This window comes from Bifidobacterium moukalabense DSM 27321 (assembly GCF_000522505.1).
Taxonomy (GTDB): domain Bacteria; phylum Actinomycetota; class Actinomycetes; order Actinomycetales; family Bifidobacteriaceae; genus Bifidobacterium; species Bifidobacterium moukalabense.
The window spans coordinates 486,547-504,076 of the sequence record NZ_AZMV01000007.1 but is presented as its reverse complement, the minus strand read 5'-3'; the positions used below and the strand labels follow the sequence as shown (position 1 = coordinate 504,076).

Below are 17,530 nucleotides of genomic sequence, written 5' to 3'. Positions count from 1 at the left end.
AATAACTTACGGATGGCGCTGGACTAACCCGTCTCGGGCGTGTTGCGACCGGTCGGCCTGATCGAACGCGGACGAAGGGCGAAGAGCCCCTCGCAAAAGATTCACGCAATATTCATGACTTATGGGAGTGCTACGGTTGGCTCGTTCGGAATCCGACGATTCCAGGCGAGTCGCGATTCTCGCCGGAACGCGCCGGCGCAAGTCGGCATGTTCCTACCAACCCAAGAAAGATAGAGATAGAGAATATGGAAAAGTTCTTCCATCTGGAGGAGAACGGCACCACCGTATCCACGGAAATCGTGGCCGGTCTGACGACGTTCTTCGCCATGTCGTACATCATCATCGTCAATCCGCAGATTCTTTCGCAGACCGGCATGCCGTGGGGCGGCGTGTTCCTGGCCACCATTATCGCGGCCATCATCGGCACACTCGTAATGGGCCTGTTCGCCAACGTTCCGTATGCACAGGCCGCAGGCATGGGTCTGAACGCCTTCTTCACCTACACCGTATGCTTCGGCCTCGGCTTCTCCTGGCAGCAAACGCTGTGCATGGTGTTCCTGTGCGGCCTGATCAACATCATCATCACCGTCACCAAGATCCGCAAGATGATCATCAAGGCCATTCCGGAAGTGCTGCAGAATGCCATCGGCGGCGGCATCGGCCTGTTCGTGGCCTACGTCGGCTTCCTGAACGTCGGTTTCTTCACCTTCACCACCAAGGCCGACGCCAAGAGCGGCGACACCGTGGCGGCCACCCCAGGCCTGGCGGTCATGAACAACACGACCATCTGGCTGTTCCTTATCGGTCTGCTGCTCGCCGTGGTCTTCACCGTGCTCAAGGTGCGCGGCGGCATGCTGCTCGCCATCGCCCTGACCGCCATCATCGGCATCCCGATGGGCCAGACCACCATGGCCAACTCCGTGTCCATCTCCGAGACCTTCGCCCAGCTGCCGCAGACCTTCGGCGTGATCTTCACCGCCGACGGCTTCCCGGCACTGTTCTCCGACGTAGCCAAGCTGCCGATGATCATCCTGACCATCTTCGCCTTCTCCATGTCCGACACCTTCGACACCATCGGCACCTTCATCGGCACCGGCCGGCGCACCGGCATCTTCTCCGCGGCCGACGAAGCGGCCCTCGAGAACGGTTCCGGCTTCTCCTCCAAGATGGACAAGGCCCTGTTCGCCGACTCCATCGCCACCTCCATCGGCGCCATCTGCGGCACTTCGAACACTACCACCTACGTGGAGTCCTCCGCAGGCATCGCCGCGGGCGGCCGCACCGGCCTGACCTCCGTGGTCGTGGCCGTCTGCTTCGCCCTGTCCGCATTCCTGTCCCCGGTCATCTCCGCCGTGCCGAGCGCCGCGACCGCAGGCGTGCTCGTCGTGGTCGGCTGCATGATGGCATCCTCACTCAAGGAAGTCGAGTGGGGCGACATCTGCGAGGCCATCCCGGCGTTCTTCGCCTCCGTGTTCATGGCGTTCAGCTACTCCATCTCCTACGGCATCGCCGGCGGCTTCATCACCTACTGCATCGTCAAGACCTGCAAGAAGCAGGCCAAGGACGTGCACCCGGTGATCTGGATCGTGGCGATCCTGTTCATCCTGGACTTCGTGGTGACTGCGATTCTGTAGTCCTCCGAGGACCTTCCACGGTCCCGGACGACCCCGGGTATACGAATGGGCGACCCCACCGCACGGCGGGGTCGCCCATTCGTATGCACGCACATACAGCGGTGCTCGACGAATCTTCGGCGAATCAGCCGGCCTTCTGGATGGCCGCGCTGAATTCGTCGATCAGACCCTCCATCCAAGCAGTCAGCGAATCATACTTGTCCGGCATCTGTTCGGTGAGTTCCACTATCGGCACGTTCGCGGACTTCGCCGCATCCGTGATTTTGCCGGTCAGGTCGGTCTCCTCCTGAGTATTGACGACCAGCAGCTTGATCTCACCGGATTCCAGCGCATCGGTGAACTGCCTGATGTCGGTCGGCGTCGGCTCGCTTTCATTGGCGGTGGCCTGCGCGTACCCCGTCGGCGTAACGTCCTTCAGCCCAAGATCATTCGCCAGATAATCGGCCACGGATTCGGTCGCCGCATAGGTCAGTCCATCGGCGGATTTCTTGACCTCGGCGATTCTCTTCATAAGGTCGTTCTCCTTGGACTGCCATTGCTCATACAACTTGTCGAAATCATCGGCCTTGCTCGGAGCGACCTTCTTATAGGCCGCGGCGATCGCCTTGGCCGTGTCTTCACGTACCTGCGCGGAGAACCAGACATGAGGATTGTCGCCGCTCTTCTTACCGCTCACCTCGGCCGCGTTGACGACGTCCGCGTTGGTGGATTTCGCCGCCTTCACGGCCCATGAGTCGTAGCCGGCGCCATTGACGACGATCACCTGCGCCTTCTGCAGCTTGGCGATATCCGCAGTGGTCGGCTCATAGTCGTGCGCCTCCACGTTCGTGGAGTTGATGATGCTGGTCACGTTGACATTGCCGCCGCCCAGGGCCTTCGCCACGGTGCCCCACTGATTGACGGAGGCTACCACATTGATGGTGCCTTTGGCGGAACCATCCGCAGACTGCCCGCCGCCGCACGCACCCAATGCCGAAAGCATGGTGATCGCCGCAACAACCGCGACCGCCCTTTGTACCATTCGCTTCATGATGATCTTCCTGCTCAAACCTGTATATCGCAATCATCATAACGCAAAATGAGAATGATTCTCAAAAATGCGTGTCGCCGGGGATGCATGCCTTCCCCAACGATTGTTGGGTATGCCCGGATCAGGGATGGAAACCATCCGGGAAACAGGCACGTATGACAAGGCTCCCGCAGGTGGGATTCCTGCGGGAGCCTTGCGAATCGACTGCGTCGATCAGCCGAAACGTCCCGAGACGTAACGCTCGGCCTCTTCGTTCTGGGGGTTGTTAAACATCGTGGTGGTGTCGGTGAAGTACTCGAGGTGGCCTGGCTGGCCGACGGCCTTCAGGTTGAAGAAGGCGGTGTAGTCGGCGATGCGGGCGGCCTGCTGCATGTTATGCGTCACGATCACGATGGTGTAGTCGTTCTTCAGCTCGTTGATCAGGTCCTCGACGGCCAGGGTCGAGATAGGGTCGAGTGCGGAACACGGCTCATCCATGAGCAGCACCTGCGGGTGAACGGCCACGGCGCGGGCGATGCAGAGCCTCTGCTGCTGACCGCCCGACAGGCCAATGCCCGGGTTGTCGAGACGATCCTTGACTTCGTTCCACAGATTGGCGCCACGCAGGGCCCACTCGACCAGGTCGTCCGCATCGGACTTCGAGATCTTGCGGTTGTTCAGACGCACGCCGGCGAGCACATTCTCACGAATCGACATGGTCGGGAACGGATTCGCACGCTGGAACACCATGCCGACGTCACGACGCACGGCCACCGGGTCGATGTCCTTGTCGTACAGGTTCTTGCCTTCGAGCAGCACCTCACCTTCGCAGTGGGCACCCGGAATGATCTCGTGCATGCGGTCGAGCGTGCGCAGCACGGTGGACTTGCCACAGCCGGAAGGCCCGATGAACGCGGTGACCTTGTTGGCTTCGATGTTGATGTTCACATCTTCCACGGCCAGAAAGTCGCCGTAGTAGATGTTCAGATGATTGACATCAATACGTTGTCCCATTTGAGTTCCTTATGGTTTGTTTGCTAAGTTTCAGACTACCCTCAGCCGCGCCTCGCGCGAGCGCCCCGAATTCAGCGCTCCGACTTGACGGCGAAGATCCTCGCCACGAGACGGCCGATGAGGTTGAGGATGAGCACGATGAGGATCAGCACAAGAGCCGCGGCCCAGGCGCGTTCCATCGGGATGGTGGTCACGCATGAGGCGTCGGCGGAGGCCGGGCAGTTCGCGTTGAGCTTGGAATACTCCTGGTAGACGTACACCGGAAGCGTGGTCATCTGACCGGAGAAGAGGTTGACGTTCGTGGAGGCGATGTAGCCCGCAGTCATCAGCAACGGTGCGGTTTCGCCGATCACTCGCGCTACGGCGAGGATCGCGCCGGAAACGATGCCCGGCAGTGCGGTGCGCAGCACGATCTTCGTAATCGTACGCTGCTTGGTGACGCCCAACGCGTAGGAGGCCTCGCGCAAATCGTGGGGCACGATCTTGAGCATTTCCTCGGACGACTTGACCACGGTCGGCAGCATCAGCAGCGAGAGGGCGACGGAGCCTTCGAAACCGTTGATGGTGCCCGGTCCGATCAGAATCGTGAACATCGAGAAGGCGAACAGGCCGGCCACGATGGACGGAATGCCGCTCATCACGTCGACAAGCAGGGTGATCACGCGCGCCAGCGTGCCGCGGTTGGAGTATTCCACCAGGTACACGGCGCACATCAGACCGATCGGAATGGAGATGACCATGGCGCCGAACGTGATCTCCAGCGTGCCGATGACGGCGTGCAGGATGCCGCCGTAACCGCCGGACGGAGTCGGATTGCCGCCGACCACACCGGTCATGTTGTAGCTCAGGAAGTTCAGGTTCAGACGTTTGATGCCGTTGACGATGGTGGTGATCAGCACCGAGAACAGCGGGATCAGGGCCACGATGAAGGCGAGGGCGATGAGGATCCTCATCATGAGGTCCTTGCGCTTGCGTGCGGCGGTGAAGGATCGGGTCGGCTTGAACTTGTCGAAGTCGATGACGGGAGCGCCGTCCATCGGCGAAGCGTTGTTTTGCGCGGCGGACATCATGCACTCGCTTTCTCGGTGAGCTTACGTGCGATGAAGTTCACCACGAAGGTAATCAGGAACAGGACCAGGCCGGTGCCGATCAGCACGGAGACGCCAAGATCGTTGGCCTCCGGATACTGGGCGGCGATGTTCGCGGCGATCGTCTGGTTCTGCGAGGCCTGCAACAGCTTGATGGAATAGTTGAGTCCCGGGGAAAGAATCATGAGCACCGCCATCGTCTCGCCAAGCGCACGGCCCAGACCCAGCATGGAGGCGGACACCACACCGGACTTGCCGAACGGCAGTACGGCGAGCTTGACCATCTCCCACCTGGTGGCGCCGAGGGCGAGGGCGGCCTCCTCCTGCAGGCGAGGGGTCTGCATGAAGATGTCCCTCGACATGGAGGTGATGATCGGCAGGATCATGACGGCGAGCACCACGGCCACGGTGGCGACGGTGCGGGAAGGATTGGCGGCGGGACCTGCGAACAGCGGAATCCAGCCAAGATATTTGGCCACCCAGTTCCAGAACGGGTATATGGCCGGCACCAGGATCAGGCCGCCCCACAGGCCGTAGATCACGGACGGGATCGCGGCGAGCAGATCGACCACATAGCTCAGCGCCGTGGCGAGCTTCTTGGGTGCGTAATGCGAGATGAACAGTGCGATGCCGACCGACACGAAGAAGGAAATCAGCAGTGCCAGGGCGGAGATCAGTACGGTACCGAACAGCAATGGTCCGACGTAGCCCCAGAAGCTGGAGGCCTTGCCGCCGGTGAAGTTGCTGATGGTGGCGCTGTTGGCCTCCTGGTCGCCGCCGATCAGCGGCCACGCACGGAACAGCAGGAACAGCGCGACGGCGGCGAGCACCACGAGGATCAGGATGCCGCAGGCGTAGGCCACGCCTTTGAACACCTTGTCCGCGTTCTTGCCGCTTACCGGCTGCTGAGCCGTTTTGCTTTGCGAACTCACGGGTTCTCCTTAACTTGCGATTGTTGTCAGGACCTTACGATTGGTTCCCGGCCGATGCGCCATAAGTACCGCTTCAGGCCGCAGCCACGTTGTACTGCGGCTGCGGCCTGGATTACGCGGTCATCTGTCGTTCACCGAGAACCGTTCGCTCACTTGGTCTCGATGGCGTCGATGGACTTCATGACCTTCTGGCGCATGGTGTCGGACAGCGGTGCGGAGCCGGCCGCGGAGGCCGCGGTCTGCTGGCCTTCGTCACTGACCACATAGTTGAGCCAGGCCTTGACGAACTTGGCGGTGTCGGTGTCCTTGTATGCCGGGCAGGCGATGTCGTAGGAGACCAGCACGATTGGATAGGCACCCTTTTCGGTGGTGTTGTGGTCGAGCTTGACGACCACGCGGTTGTCGCCCTCGGCGGATTCGTCAAGCGGGGAAGCATCCACCACCTTGGCTGCGGCCTCGGCGGAGAATGGCACGTAGTCATCGCCGACCTTCACCGCCACGGTGCCGAGATCGCCGGCCTGGGAGGCGTCGGCGTAGCCGATGGTGCCATCGGCCTGCTGCACGGTGGAGATCACGCCGGAGGTGCCCTTGGCGCCCTGGCCGACCTCATTCGGCCAGTTCTCACCGACCTCGTAGCTCCAGGCATCGCCGGCGGCGTCCTTGACGTAGCTCAGGAAGTTCTTGGTGGTACCGGACTTGTCGGAACGGTGCACGACGGTGATGTCGAGATCAGGCAGGTCGACCTTCGGGTTCTGCTGCTTGATGGCGTCGTCGTTCCACTTGGTGATCTTGCCGTCGAAGATCTTGGCGATGGTCTCGGCATCCATGTTCAGGGTCTTGCCCTTGCCGGAGATGCCGTTGAGATTGAACACGACGGCGATCGGGGAAATGTAGACCGGGATATCGAAGGCGGTGCCGGAGGCGCATACGCTCTTGGACTGCTCGACCTCGTCATCGCTCAGGGCCGCATCGGAACCGGCCCATGCGGTGGCGCCCGTCAGGAAGGTGGAGACACCGGCGCCGGAACCGGACGGGTTGTAGGCGACCTTGGCGTCCGGGTTGGAGCTCTGGAAGCCGGCGATCCAGGCTTCGACTGCGGCCTGCTGGGAGGAGGCGCCCGCACCCTGGAAGTTACCGGAGATGGCCTCGGTTTTGGTGTCGGACTTGGCCGAGGAGGAATCGGTGGCGACGTTGTCGCCGCAGGCCGCGACGGAAGCCAGCATCACGATGCCGGACACGGCGGCGATGGAGCGTACGAGAATGGAGTTACGCATTGTTCTTTTCCCTCTGTCAACATTCTGATGGCGTACGTTGCTGTTTTCGTTGTCTGTTGCCGCCATCGTTCTTCATGACAGTTTCAAGCCTATTGGCCGTTCGCAGTGCCGAAAACCAAAATCGGTGAACGGTAGATGAACAGTATTCGTCTACTCGCCCTTCACTCGGCGGGGGCGTCGATCTTGTACCCCAGTCCACGCACGGTGGTCAGGTATTTCGGATGCGCCGGGTCCTCCTCTATCTTGGAACGCACACGTTTGACATGCACGTCCAACGTCTTGGTGTCGCCGACGTAATCGGAGCCCCAGATGCGGTCGATGAGCTGATGGCGGGTCATCACGCGGCCCTTGTTCTGCATGAGATATTCCAGCAGCTCGAATTCCTTAAGCGGAAAGAACACGTTCTCACCGCGTACGCTCACCTCATGCTGGCCGATCTTCATGGAGATGTCGCCGCACACGAGCGGAATATCGTCGTCGGAGGCGTTGTCGGATTCGGCGACCATCTGATTGCGGCGCAGCACCGCACGCACGCGAGCGAGCAGCTCACGGAAGGAGTACGGCTTGGTCACATAGTCATCCGCGCCGATCTCCAGACCGACCACCTTGTCGATCTCCGCGCTTTTGGCGGTGAGCATGATGATCGGCACACGGCTTTGCTCGCGGATTCTGCGGCACAGCGCGGTGCCGTCGAGGCCGGGCAGCATCAGATCGAGCAGCACCAGATCGATACCGCCTTGGGTGAACAGTTCCAGCCCTTCCTCACCGGTGGCCGCGGCCGACACGTCATAGCCCTCACGAGTAAGCTGATAGACCAGCGGTTCCCGATACGATTCCTCGTCTTCGACGATCAGAATGCGTGTCATCAGTGGTTCTCCTCCATGTTCCCTGTAATGTTCGGATTCTTCTCTTCGGTCCTGGCTGCCGCGTTTTCCTGCGGTTCCGGCGTTTCCGTGGCCTCTGGCAGGGTGATGGTAAACGTGGACCCCTCCCCCTCGCGCGACCATACGGTGATGGTGCCGCCGCAGTCCCGCACGCAATGCTTGGTGATGGCCAGACCGAGCCCCGTACCGCCGGTTTCGCGCGAACGCGCCGGATCCACGCGGTAAAAGCGCTCGAAGATGCGGTCGAGCGAGGCGGCCGGAATGCCGATGCCCTGATCGACCACACGGATGGTGGCCTTGCCTCCTTCATGCCCTATGCCGACCGCCACGGTGGTGTTAGCCGGCGAGTAGTTGACGGCGTTCTCCACAAGGTTCTTCACGGCGGTCTTGATGGTTTCGTGGTCGGCGTTGACGAACACGTCGCCATCGCCGCCGGATGCCACGACGGCATCGCCTGCCATACCGGCGTGCAACGGCACCGGCCTGCCGTTCAATGACAGCGCCAGATTGATGTGTTTCGATTCGGCCTTCACCTGGTTCTCACCGATCGCCTCGCATGCGATCCGTAGTACGGAAAGCCGTTCGGCATTCAGCATGGCCGACGTGCTCTGCGCCTTCTGCAAGTCGATGAGACGATGCACCAGTTCCGTCAATCGCTCGGATTCCTTCGAGATACGACCTGAGAAATACCGCACCGCATCCGGATCGTCGGCGGCATCGCCGATCGTCTCGGCAAGCAGCGAGATCGCGCCTGCGGGAGTCTTCAACTCATGCGAGACGTTCGTGACGAAATCGCGCCGCATGATTTCGAAACGTCGCTGCTCGCTCATGTCGGACAGGAAGATCGCGAAACGGTCATCGGCTATCTGGCCGACGCGCACATGTAGGTACAGGGTGTCGGCAGGCAGGGTCTTGCCGGCCTCCAATCCCTTGCCGTTCGTGTTCTTCGCGGCGGCGAGGGCGGTGCGGTCGAGCGGAATCGCCAGCTCGCGTTCACGCACCACGCTATCGGCGGCGACGAGTTTCAGGATGTCCCGGATCTCGGCAAGCGTCATCGCACTGTCTTCGATCAGACCGAAACGCTGCGCCCCTGGCGAGACGTATTGCACCGAGGCGAGCGCATCGGTGACGATCAGCGCCTCCGGCATGACGGCGATCAGCTGGCGCTCCGTCTGCTGCACCGGCACGCGCGGGCCGAACAGCGACGTGTTCCTCGAAGCGCCGAACGTACTCGGATCATTCGGCACCGGGCCATCTTCGAAAGTCCGGCCGAGGCGATACGCGATCGCCGCAACCGCCACGATCACAATGACCGCCACAACGGCGAGGAGCGTCCATTGCCCTGACGTCATGCGTTAACCCTCCGATAATCCATTATTCTTCTTCAACAGTAGCGGGTTGACGGGTGCGTTCGCGCCTGTGATTCCCGCATGCCACCGGAAGTTTCCTTACCGTTCATCTTCGTGGAATCGACGATTCCGGAATATGAGACGGCCCGTCTCCACGCCGATACCGGACTGGATGACGGGCCGCATGCGACCATACGGAGGGTTGCCGGACTACATGCGTTTGATGATGTTCACCGTCAGCTTTGCGGCGGTGTCGGCATATTCGGAGATATCGAAGGCCTTGAATTCCTCATAGTCCGTATCGGCGTTGTCGGACAGCGCACGGATGACCAGCGCCGGCACGTCATTGCGGGCGGCCACATGCGCCACGGCGGCGCCCTCCATCTCAACCGCGTCGGCGCCGGTCTCGCGCACGACCTGTTCGACCTTGGCCGGATCGTCGACGAAATAGTCGCCGGTGGCGATGATGCCGACGATATGCGTGATGCCGAGATCGGTCAGTGCCTGGTCGGCGAATTCGATCAGACGATCGTCGGAATGGAACTCCCGCACCGGATCGTCGGCGGTACCGGGCTTCCACTGACCGACCAGACGCATGTCGGTATCGAGGTAGCGCAGGGTGCCGCCGAGCACCACGTCGTTGACGTGCAGGGACGGATTGAGATTGCCGGCGATACCGGAGAAGATCACGGCATCCGGACGGCTTACGTCGATCAGATGCTGCGTGGTCGCCGCGATGTTCACCGTTCCCATGCCGCCAACGGTGGCGATGATGTCGAATTCGTCACCGTTGTCGGTTGTCAACGTACCGCGTGTGATGGTGAGACCGGCTTCGCTGGTGACGGTGACATCGTTCAGAGCGGCCGCGACGTGCGCGACCTCCTCATCCATGGCGCCGATGATGGCGATTGCAGGCATGTGTGTCCTTTCCTTGCGATCCTCCTTCCATCGGGAAGGAGGTTGACGGATCATTTCCAGCGACGTTCGCCCACGGCGTGGGCGAGCTCACGCAAAAGACGTTCGGTGACGTCCCAACTCAGGCATTTGTCGGTGATGGACCGACCATATACGAGCCGGTCGAGCGGAGCCGCCTTCTGGTTGCCGCCTTCGATGAAGCTTTCCATCATGATGCCGGTGATGCCTTCTTCACCTTGCGCTATGCGACCTGCGATATTGTGCACGACTTCGGCCTGGCGGTGTTCGTCCTTGCCGGAGTTGCCATGCGAGCAATCCACGATCAGGCCGTGCGCGGCCGCGGATTCGGACGGCATTTCATTTCGGATGGTTTCCATGGCCCTGGCGATCGAAGCGGCATCATAGTTCGGGCCGCCGCTTGAGCCGCGCAGCACCACATGGCAATCCGGATTACCGAGGGTTTTGACCACGGCGGCCCGCCCCAGATGATCGATGCCGAAGAAGGTGTGCGTCTGCGCGGAGGCGAAGCAGGAATCGGTCGGCGCCTTGATGGAGCCGTCGGTGGCGTTCTTGAAGCCGATCGGCATGGACAGGCCGCTCGCCAGCTGGCGATGCACCTGGCTTTCGGTGTTGCGCGCGCCGATTGCGCCCCAGCTCACCGCGTCGGAAATGTACTGCGGACTGGTCGGTTCCAGGAATTCCGTGGCGGCCGCCAATCCTTCGTCGAGCACGCCAAGCAGGGTATGACGGGCCAGAAGCAGCCCTTTTTTGATATTGCAGGAGCCGTCGATGTCCGGATCGTTGATCAGACCCTTCCACCCGACCGTGGTGCGGGGCTTTTCGAAGTAGACGCGCATCACGATCAGCAGTTCGCCGCCCAGCTCATCCTTCAATCGGGCGAGACGACGGGCGTAATCAAGCGCGGCCGCAGGATCGTGCACGGAACAGGGTCCGACGATCACCAACAGACGGTCATCCTGGCCATACAGGCAGGCGCGAATCTCGTCGCGCGAATAGGCGACGATCTCCTGTGCCTTCTCACTCAACGGCAACTCCCCCAGCACCTGGGCCGGGGTAGGCAGCACTTCGAATTCAAGCACACGACGGTTCACGATGCGGCTAATGCCGACCTGATCCTCCCAACGTGGCACGTCAGTGGCGACCAGCGGGTTCTTGCCCTCGTCCATCGCCTGCCTGATGGCGCGAAGCTCCTCCGGCGTATTCAGCTGCTGCTGCATGTGTTTCTCCTTGGGTCACTATCTTCCCCCAAGAATAGCAATCACGGTGCAAAACAACAGGATTCCCAATCTGCCGACGATGACGGACGGCGTCGGCGGTTTGAAGGAACGATTACTTGGTGAGATTACGGCGGGCGGTGACGGCGTCGGCGAGGGTATGCAGAAGCTGATCGGTGCGTTCCCACGGCACGCAGGCGTCGGTGATGGACTTGCCGTATTCGAGTTGGCTGAGCGGGGCGGGCTTCTGATTGCCGGCCTTCAGGAAGCTCTCCATCATGATGCCGAGGATGCCCTGCTCGCCGGCTGCGATACGTGCGGCCACATCCTCAACCACCTCGGCCTCACGCACTTCATTTTTGCCGCAATTGCCATGGGCGGCATCGATGATCAGACCATGCTCGCTCGGACCGGATGCCTTCGAAGCCTTCAGATCGGCCAACGCCTGCGCCACGGATGCGGCATCGTAGTTCGGGCCATGCGAGGAACCGCGCAACACCAGATGGCAGTCGGGATTGCCCTTGGTTTCGGCGGAGATCACGCGGCCGTCAAGGTTGATGGACAGGAAATGGTGTTCGAAGGCGGCGGCGAAACAAGAGTCGGCGGCCGGTTTGATGGAGCCGTCGGTGGCGTTCTTGAAGCCGATCGGCATGGACATGCCGGAGGCGAGTTCGCGGTGCACCTGGCTTTCGGTGTTGCGCGCGCCGATCGCGCCCCAGCTGATCAGATCGCAGATGTACTGCGGGGTAATCGGGTCAAGCCATTCGGTCGCGGCCGGCAGACCGAGACCCAGCACATCGGTGAGCACTTTGCGGGCGAGCCACATGCCCTTGCGAATGTTGAACTGGCCATCAAGATCCGGATCGTTGATCAGACCCTTCCAGCCGATGGTGGTACGCGGCTTCTCGAAATACACACGCATCACGATGACAAGACGATCCTCAAGCTCCCGTTTGACGACGGCCAGCTTTTCGGCGTACTCGTGAGCGGCTTTCGGATCATGGATCGAGCAGGGGCCGACGATGGCGAGCAGGCGGTCGTCGCGACCATGCAGCACATCGCGAATCTCCTGACGGGATGCGAGCACAAGGTCGCTCATCTCGTCGGTGAGGGGCAGTTCCTTGAGAAAATATCGAGGGGCGGGAATCGGGTCAAGCTGTCGAATATTGACATCCACGGTCTCCGGAAACACGGCGCGGTCATCCAACAGCTGTGCATCCTTTGAACTATCCGGACCGCGAAGACCTGACATCGCTTCCACTCCTCCTTGACTAACCTGCGCGTGAATGAACTCATATGAGTTACCGAAGTCAGATTAATGGATGGGCCCGGAATATGAAAAACGCCGACTGCATGGTGGAACAGTCGGCGTCTTCCTTCGCGGCGGAAGCCACCGGGCTTCCGCCGTTCGTTCGGCGCGTGTTGGCTGCGTGCGCCTTGCGCTACCTAGCCAATGCGCCCATCGGATCCCATGCGGGAAGCATCTGGGCGGGCTCCTCAAGCGCCCTGAGGTATGCATCAGGCAGAAGCGCCTTCGGCACGGCGACCTCATAGACGTACTCGGTGAACCAGTCGTCGCTCATGGTGAAATAGCCCTTGTCGGCGATCTTGTCGCCCCAGGAGTTCTCCACACGCCAGCGACGGGTGGTGTGGCCATCGTCAGCCACGTCCACGCCGACGAACGCCATGGCGTGGTTCATTGCGGAGTCGGCGTAGCGTACACGCGCCTCCTTGTCGAGGTCGAAATCGACGTCATACACCTTGCCGTATTCGAACAGGTCGGTGGCCCAGGCACCGTTCTCACGGTCCATCATCGGGTGGCAGTCGGCTCCGAACCACACCGGAATGCCCTGCTCCTCGAGAATCCGGCGCACGCAATCCTTCATGAACCGGTTCGGCACATTGAGATATTCGGTCGGGTCTCCCCCGGCCACGTTGCCCAGATGTTCGATGCCGATCTTCCTGCCCTTGGCATGCTCCTGACGAGGATCGTCCACCAAGCACACATAGCTCTCCAAATCGGCCGAACCCACGTACTTGTTCCAGAACTCGACCGGCGTGATCTCGCCGTCACGATGGAATTCGCCATCCTGGTCGGTCCACTCCCAATCGAAGCTCTTCGGCGGCTCACCCAGATGAATCGTCAGAATACGATGGCCGGCGGCCGTGGCCGAAGCGATGACCGACCCGATCGAAGCGGGGTCGGCGTACATGTGGGCCACGGCGGTGTGCAGCATGCGGCGCAGCTGCGTGTTCATCTCGCCGGTGTTCTTGGAGGATTCGGTCTCCGGGAACAGATCCTTCGGCACGGCACCGTACTTCTTGTATACGTTCATGGCCATGGTCCACTGGCCGCCGTCACCCATCACGTCATGCAGCAGATGCTGCACAAGGCGGGAGTCGGCCGGCTCGCCGGCCTCGATCAGCGCGGCCATGTCCTTCAGGAAATAGTTGACGCGCTCGAGCTTGTCGTAGTACATGGCATAGTTCTGGGAGAACTCGAATTCCTTCAGACCCATGTTCTTCTTGGCCACGAAACGGGCCACATTGAGCGAGCTGAACAGCCAGCAGCGGCCGGAACGGTCCTGATGCGTGGCGGTGCCGTTGTCCACGACGGTGGAGAAACGGCGTTGCAGCAGCCGTGCGCGATCGTAATTGCGCGCCACCTTGTCGATGCCCGCCGCGGTGACGGCGTTCATGGCCATGTGATTGTGGTCGCAGACCTTGAAGTCGGCGTCGAGCTTCGCCAACGCATCATGATCCAACGGCGTGATTTCAGTCATTATGCTCCTTAGTCGTATTGCTGCCGATATGCAGCATGTTCATTCCAGGAATGCATACGGCACCTGTCATCATGAACAGGTGCCGTACCTTCATCATCGAGTGTAGTCGACAATCCGATTGCGTCGAGCGATCACTGCTCGCCATGCTCCTCGGCGGCCTCGCCATCCGTGCGATCGTCGGATTCGACGGATTCGGAGGCGTCGGAGGATTCCGTAACATCGTCACCTTGCTGTGGCTCATCGACGATATCCTCATCGAACGTCACCGCCGGCTCCGTCTGATCGTCGGGGGAATCCGCGGAGGCATCATCGGCGGCCTCGCCGTCCACGGCATTGACCACGGACAAGTTGGATGCGCCGAATCCGGAGAAGGCGTTGGCGAACATGGCACGCAGTTCGCTCACACGCTGCGTGATCTGCGCCTCGCGGGTCTGCAGATCGGAGATGCGCTTCTGCACGCCATCAAGCTCGGCCTTGGCCGCCTCACGACGTTCGTTGATCTGCTCGTCGGCGTCTTCGGTGGCCTGCTTGACGATGCTTGCCGCCTGGGCATCGGCCGTGTTCCGCCTGTCGGATGCATACGTATCGGCTTCCTCGCGGGCGTTCCTCGCCTCGGCGATCAGTTCGTCGGCCTGCTGCTTGGCGGACTCACGGCGTTCGGCCAGATCGGCCAGCAGCTCATTGACCTTCTTGGTGGCATCATCCTGCTGGGCGGAGATGTCGGCGCGAATCTGTTCGACTTCGGCGTTCACCTGGCTTATGGTCTTGGTGCGATGCACTTCGGCCTCGTCGGTGATTTCCTGCGCCTTGGCCTTGGCGGTGTCGGTGATTTCGGCCGCACGGCGTTGCGCATCGGTCATCATCTTGGAAACCTGCTCGCGCACATCGGCAAGCTTCTTGTTGGCATCGGCCAACGCGGCTTCGATCTGGTCGTTGGTCTCGCTCTTGAGACGGGCGATCTCCTCATTGGCGCTTTTGCGCTGCTCGGCGATCTGTTCGGTGGCCTCGGCGCGCATATCGGATATCTCGCGCTGCTGGGAGGCACGTTCGGAGGCAAGGCGCTTGTCGTGTTCCTCACGGGAATTCGTCAGCTCCAGATCAACGGTCTGGCGCTGTGCCGTCACGGTCTTCTGCGCCTCGTTGCGCAGACGGTCGGCATTACGCTGTGCGCTGGTGGTGATGGATTCGGCGTCGGCCTTGGCCTTGGCAAGCACAGAGGCTGCCTTCGCGTTGGCATCGTCCATGATGCGCTTGGAATCAAGCTTGGCGTTGTTCAGCAAGGTTTCAGCCTGCAGCTGAACGGTGGCTCGAGCCGCTGCGGCGTCCTTCTTGGCGCGCTCGAGCAGTTCGGCGCTCGTCTGCTCGGCGGAGCTCAGCATCTGCTGCGCATTGGCGCCCAACGACGCGAACGAATTCGGATTGGCCTTGCGGTTCTTCTCCTCCTGCAGCTGTGCCTGAAGCTGCAGAATGGTCTGGTCGTCCGCCTGCACCTGCTCGCGAAGACGGTTCACCGTCTCCTGGGCGGCGGCGAACGCCTCATCGACCCTGTCTTTGTCATACCCCCTCAACACGATTGGGAACTGGTCCACCATGGTGCTTTCCTTTCGCGAATTCCCTCTTTGTGCTCACCTTTCGAGCGCTGTCCGTTTGCACTTTAGCGCACCTGGAACGCGAAACTCACGGCAGTCGCATAATTCTCACACAGAGAACAGGAATCTCCCGGAAATCGTCCATGTCATCCCAACAGAATGTCGCCGGATGAGGGTTGCAGATAGTAGCGCACGGTTTCGCGGATCACATCGCGGCCGGCGGCGATCTGCTGGGCGAGCGGCAGTCCGTGCTGCGGATGCGGCTGCTCGTTGACGACCGGCAGGCTGACGAAACCCGACAGAATGCGTCTGTCCTGCTGCGCCGACCAATCCAGCAGATGGTAGAACAGCGAGTTGCACACGAAGGTGCCGGCATCCGAGCTCAGGGTCGCGGGAATCTCATGTTTGGCGAAATCCTTGAGAATCGATCGCAACGGCAGGCGCGTCCAGTAGGCGGCCGGCCCTTCAGGATTGATCGGCCGACGGCTGGGGATCACGTTATCGGCATCGGGCTTTGCCGCATCCATGAGATTCGTGGCGCAACGCTCCAAGAGAATGCCCCGGGACGAACGCTTCAGACCGGTCGCGATGATGATGTCCGGCTGCGCCTTCTCGATGGCCTCCAGCAGTGCGGGCCACGCATTGGCGAAACTGACCGGCAGCATGACCGTCGAAATGGCCATGTCGATGCCCTGCAGGGAATCGTCATGGTCCGTTTCGCCCGCTGATGGGCTCCGCCACTGCTCCGCAAGCGCCTGAGGCACCAGCATGGCCGGGTTCACGTCGACGCCTTCGTACGGATCGAAGCCGGAGATGACGATGTTGATCTGCTGCATGGTATTCAAGTGTACGTGTTCCGGATGTACGGTGTTGTTCGCCTACGGCCGGAACGTTCAGTGACGGCGCATTTCGGCCGCGGCCTCGGCGAATACGGCGCGCATGCGCGCCTTGGCCTCCTGTTTGGCAGCCTCCTCGCCCGCAGCGGCTGCGGAACGTCCGGTCAGCTTGGCCGCGATGCCTTCGGCGATCGGCATATCGGCCTGCGTGGTGATTTTGAGGTTCGTTTCGGAGCCTTCCACGATGGCGACCGGAGTATCCGGCAGGTAGTCCACGACCACCCGGGTGTCGTCGGTCGGGTGGAAGTCGGGGTCGGCCGCGGCCAGTTCATATGCCTTGTTGATGGTGTCGAAGCGGAAGGCCTGCGGGGTCTGTGCACGGAAGGTGTCCGGTCGGTCGGGCACGGCGCGTACCACCTTGCGGTCGCCGAGATCCTCGGTCAGCAGCACGGTGTCGGTGGAGGCGAAGGCCACGGTTGCCGCTTCGAACCGATCAAGCGCGTCGATGCAGCCGTCGATGGATGACCGGGCCACGAACGGACGCACGGAGTCATGGATCAGAATCTTCGCATTGCCCGGAACCCCTGCCTGCTTCAGCAGTTCCAACGCCGCCAACGTACTGTCCACACGCTCCTCGCCGCCGGGGACGATGGCCCTCACCTTGCCGTAGCCGTTCTCGTCGATCAGGGTGTTGACCATGTCGTTCACCCGCGCGTTCACCACGACGATGATGTCGGAAACGCGCGGATTGCTCTCGAAGGCCTCGATGCTCCAGCATACGATCGGCCTGCCGCCCACCGATACGAGCTGCTTGGGGTTGTTCTCGTCAAAACGGGTGCCGAAACCGGCGGCCAATACCACGGCCACCACAGGCGCGGACTGCGCCTTCGTTTGATTCTGTTCTCTCTCTGTCATAGATTCCACCGTAAAACCAAGGGGCGTCGCGGCAACGCCCTCCATTCATCTTCTGCACGCAATCCGCAACAGC

General features: G+C 61.3%; 15 protein-coding genes. 1 reads left to right on the top strand and 14 read right to left on the bottom strand.

What is annotated here, in order from left to right:
* Window positions 1–245: 245 nt before the first annotated feature.
* Complete coding sequence (locus BMOU_RS08320) at window positions 246–1,634, top strand: NCS2 family permease (RefSeq protein WP_034876645.1); 1,389 nt, start codon at window positions 246–248, stop codon at window positions 1,632–1,634.
* Window positions 1,635–1,758: 124 nt separating this feature from the next.
* Here BMOU_RS08320 and BMOU_RS08315 read toward each other — a convergent pair whose 3' ends face one another.
* The 14 genes from BMOU_RS08315 to BMOU_RS08245 all read right to left on the bottom strand — a co-directional run bounded on the left by BMOU_RS08315 (window position 1,759) and on the right by BMOU_RS08245 (window position 17,457).
* Entirely contained in the window at window positions 1,759–2,664 is a 906-nt protein-coding gene (locus tag BMOU_RS08315; RefSeq protein ID WP_034876643.1) for a metal ABC transporter solute-binding protein, Zn/Mn family, read from the bottom strand.
* Window positions 2,665–2,877: 213 nt separating this feature from the next.
* The gene (gene pstB / locus BMOU_RS08310; protein WP_003837442.1) at window positions 2,878–3,657 is read right to left on the bottom strand and encodes a phosphate ABC transporter ATP-binding protein PstB; all 780 of its coding nucleotides are present in this window, start codon (window positions 3,655–3,657) and stop codon (window positions 2,878–2,880) included.
* 71 nt (window positions 3,658–3,728) lie between these two features.
* Window positions 3,729–4,727, bottom strand: coding sequence for a phosphate ABC transporter permease PstA (gene pstA / locus BMOU_RS08305; RefSeq protein WP_034876638.1), 999 nt, complete (start codon window positions 4,725–4,727; stop codon window positions 3,729–3,731).
* Window positions 4,724–5,677: a phosphate ABC transporter permease subunit PstC gene (gene pstC / locus BMOU_RS08300; RefSeq protein ID WP_034876636.1), complete on the bottom strand. Its 954-nt coding sequence runs from the start codon at window positions 5,675–5,677 to the stop codon at window positions 4,724–4,726. The genes pstA and pstC overlap by 4 nt, the downstream gene beginning before the upstream one ends.
* 149 nt (window positions 5,678–5,826) lie before the next feature.
* Entirely contained in the window at window positions 5,827–6,951 is a 1,125-nt protein-coding gene (pstS, locus tag BMOU_RS08295) for a phosphate ABC transporter substrate-binding protein PstS (protein ID WP_034876633.1), read from the bottom strand.
* Window positions 6,952–7,112: 161 nt separating this feature from the next.
* Window positions 7,113–7,817, bottom strand: coding sequence for a response regulator transcription factor (locus tag BMOU_RS08290; RefSeq protein WP_034876630.1), 705 nt, complete (start codon window positions 7,815–7,817; stop codon window positions 7,113–7,115).
* Complete coding sequence (locus BMOU_RS08285; protein WP_034876628.1) at window positions 7,817–9,187, bottom strand: sensor histidine kinase; 1,371 nt, start codon at window positions 9,185–9,187, stop codon at window positions 7,817–7,819. The genes BMOU_RS08290 and BMOU_RS08285 overlap by 1 nt, the downstream gene beginning before the upstream one ends.
* A gap of 207 nt (window positions 9,188–9,394) precedes the next feature.
* Window positions 9,395–10,102, bottom strand: coding sequence for a 5'-methylthioadenosine/S-adenosylhomocysteine nucleosidase (gene mtnN / locus BMOU_RS08280; protein WP_034876624.1), 708 nt, complete (start codon window positions 10,100–10,102; stop codon window positions 9,395–9,397).
* Between the two features lie 50 nt (window positions 10,103–10,152).
* On the bottom strand, window positions 10,153–11,337 hold the full coding sequence (locus BMOU_RS08275) for a 3-deoxy-7-phosphoheptulonate synthase (RefSeq protein ID WP_034876621.1): 1,185 nt from the start codon (window positions 11,335–11,337) through the stop codon (window positions 10,153–10,155).
* Window positions 11,338–11,449: 112 nt separating this feature from the next.
* Window positions 11,450–12,586, bottom strand: a complete 1,137-nt coding sequence (locus BMOU_RS08270; protein WP_034876618.1) for a 3-deoxy-7-phosphoheptulonate synthase — start codon at window positions 12,584–12,586, stop codon at window positions 11,450–11,452.
* Window positions 12,587–12,776: 190 nt separating this feature from the next.
* Entirely contained in the window at window positions 12,777–14,117 is a 1,341-nt protein-coding gene (locus BMOU_RS08260; RefSeq protein ID WP_034876612.1) for a C1 family peptidase, read from the bottom strand.
* A 131-nt stretch (window positions 14,118–14,248) separates the two neighbouring features.
* Complete coding sequence (locus tag BMOU_RS08255) at window positions 14,249–15,709, bottom strand: coiled-coil domain-containing protein (protein ID WP_034876610.1); 1,461 nt, start codon at window positions 15,707–15,709, stop codon at window positions 14,249–14,251.
* A 143-nt stretch (window positions 15,710–15,852) separates the two neighbouring features.
* Window positions 15,853–16,542: a pyroglutamyl-peptidase I gene (locus tag BMOU_RS08250; protein ID WP_034876609.1), complete on the bottom strand. Its 690-nt coding sequence runs from the start codon at window positions 16,540–16,542 to the stop codon at window positions 15,853–15,855.
* Between the two features lie 57 nt (window positions 16,543–16,599).
* Window positions 16,600–17,457 (bottom strand): IspD/TarI family cytidylyltransferase, encoded by an 858-nt coding sequence (locus BMOU_RS08245; protein ID WP_034876607.1) that lies wholly within the window; start codon window positions 17,455–17,457, stop codon window positions 16,600–16,602.
* Window positions 17,458–17,530: the final 73 nt, after the last annotated feature.

Bases quoted from the DNA above. Each gene is read 5' to 3' on its own strand.
- BMOU_RS08255 (WP_034876610.1), bottom strand. From the start codon at position 15,709: ATGGTGGACCAGTTCCCAATCGTGTTGAGGGGGTATGACAAAGACAGG.
- BMOU_RS08315 (WP_034876643.1), bottom strand. From the start codon at position 2,664: ATGAAGCGAATGGTACAAAGGGCGGTCGCGGTTGTTGCGGCGATCACC.
- BMOU_RS08245 (WP_034876607.1), bottom strand. From the start codon at position 17,457: ATGACAGAGAGAGAACAGAATCAAACGAAGGCGCAGTCCGCGCCTGTG.
- pstA (WP_034876638.1), bottom strand. From the start codon at position 4,727: ATGATGTCCGCCGCGCAAAACAACGCTTCGCCGATGGACGGCGCTCCC.
- pstS (WP_034876633.1), bottom strand. From the start codon at position 6,951: ATGCGTAACTCCATTCTCGTACGCTCCATCGCCGCCGTGTCCGGCATC.
- BMOU_RS08320 (WP_034876645.1), top strand. From the start codon at position 246: ATGGAAAAGTTCTTCCATCTGGAGGAGAACGGCACCACCGTATCCACG.
- BMOU_RS08285 (WP_034876628.1), bottom strand. From the start codon at position 9,187: ATGACGTCAGGGCAATGGACGCTCCTCGCCGTTGTGGCGGTCATTGTG.
- BMOU_RS08260 (WP_034876612.1), bottom strand. From the start codon at position 14,117: ATGACTGAAATCACGCCGTTGGATCATGATGCGTTGGCGAAGCTCGAC.
- pstB (WP_003837442.1), bottom strand. From the start codon at position 3,657: ATGGGACAACGTATTGATGTCAATCATCTGAACATCTACTACGGCGAC.
- mtnN (WP_034876624.1), bottom strand. From the start codon at position 10,102: ATGCCTGCAATCGCCATCATCGGCGCCATGGATGAGGAGGTCGCGCAC.
- BMOU_RS08270 (WP_034876618.1), bottom strand. From the start codon at position 12,586: ATGTCAGGTCTTCGCGGTCCGGATAGTTCAAAGGATGCACAGCTGTTG.
- BMOU_RS08250 (WP_034876609.1), bottom strand. From the start codon at position 16,542: ATGCAGCAGATCAACATCGTCATCTCCGGCTTCGATCCGTACGAAGGC.
- BMOU_RS08290 (WP_034876630.1), bottom strand. From the start codon at position 7,817: ATGACACGCATTCTGATCGTCGAAGACGAGGAATCGTATCGGGAACCG.
- BMOU_RS08275 (WP_034876621.1), bottom strand. From the start codon at position 11,337: ATGCAGCAGCAGCTGAATACGCCGGAGGAGCTTCGCGCCATCAGGCAG.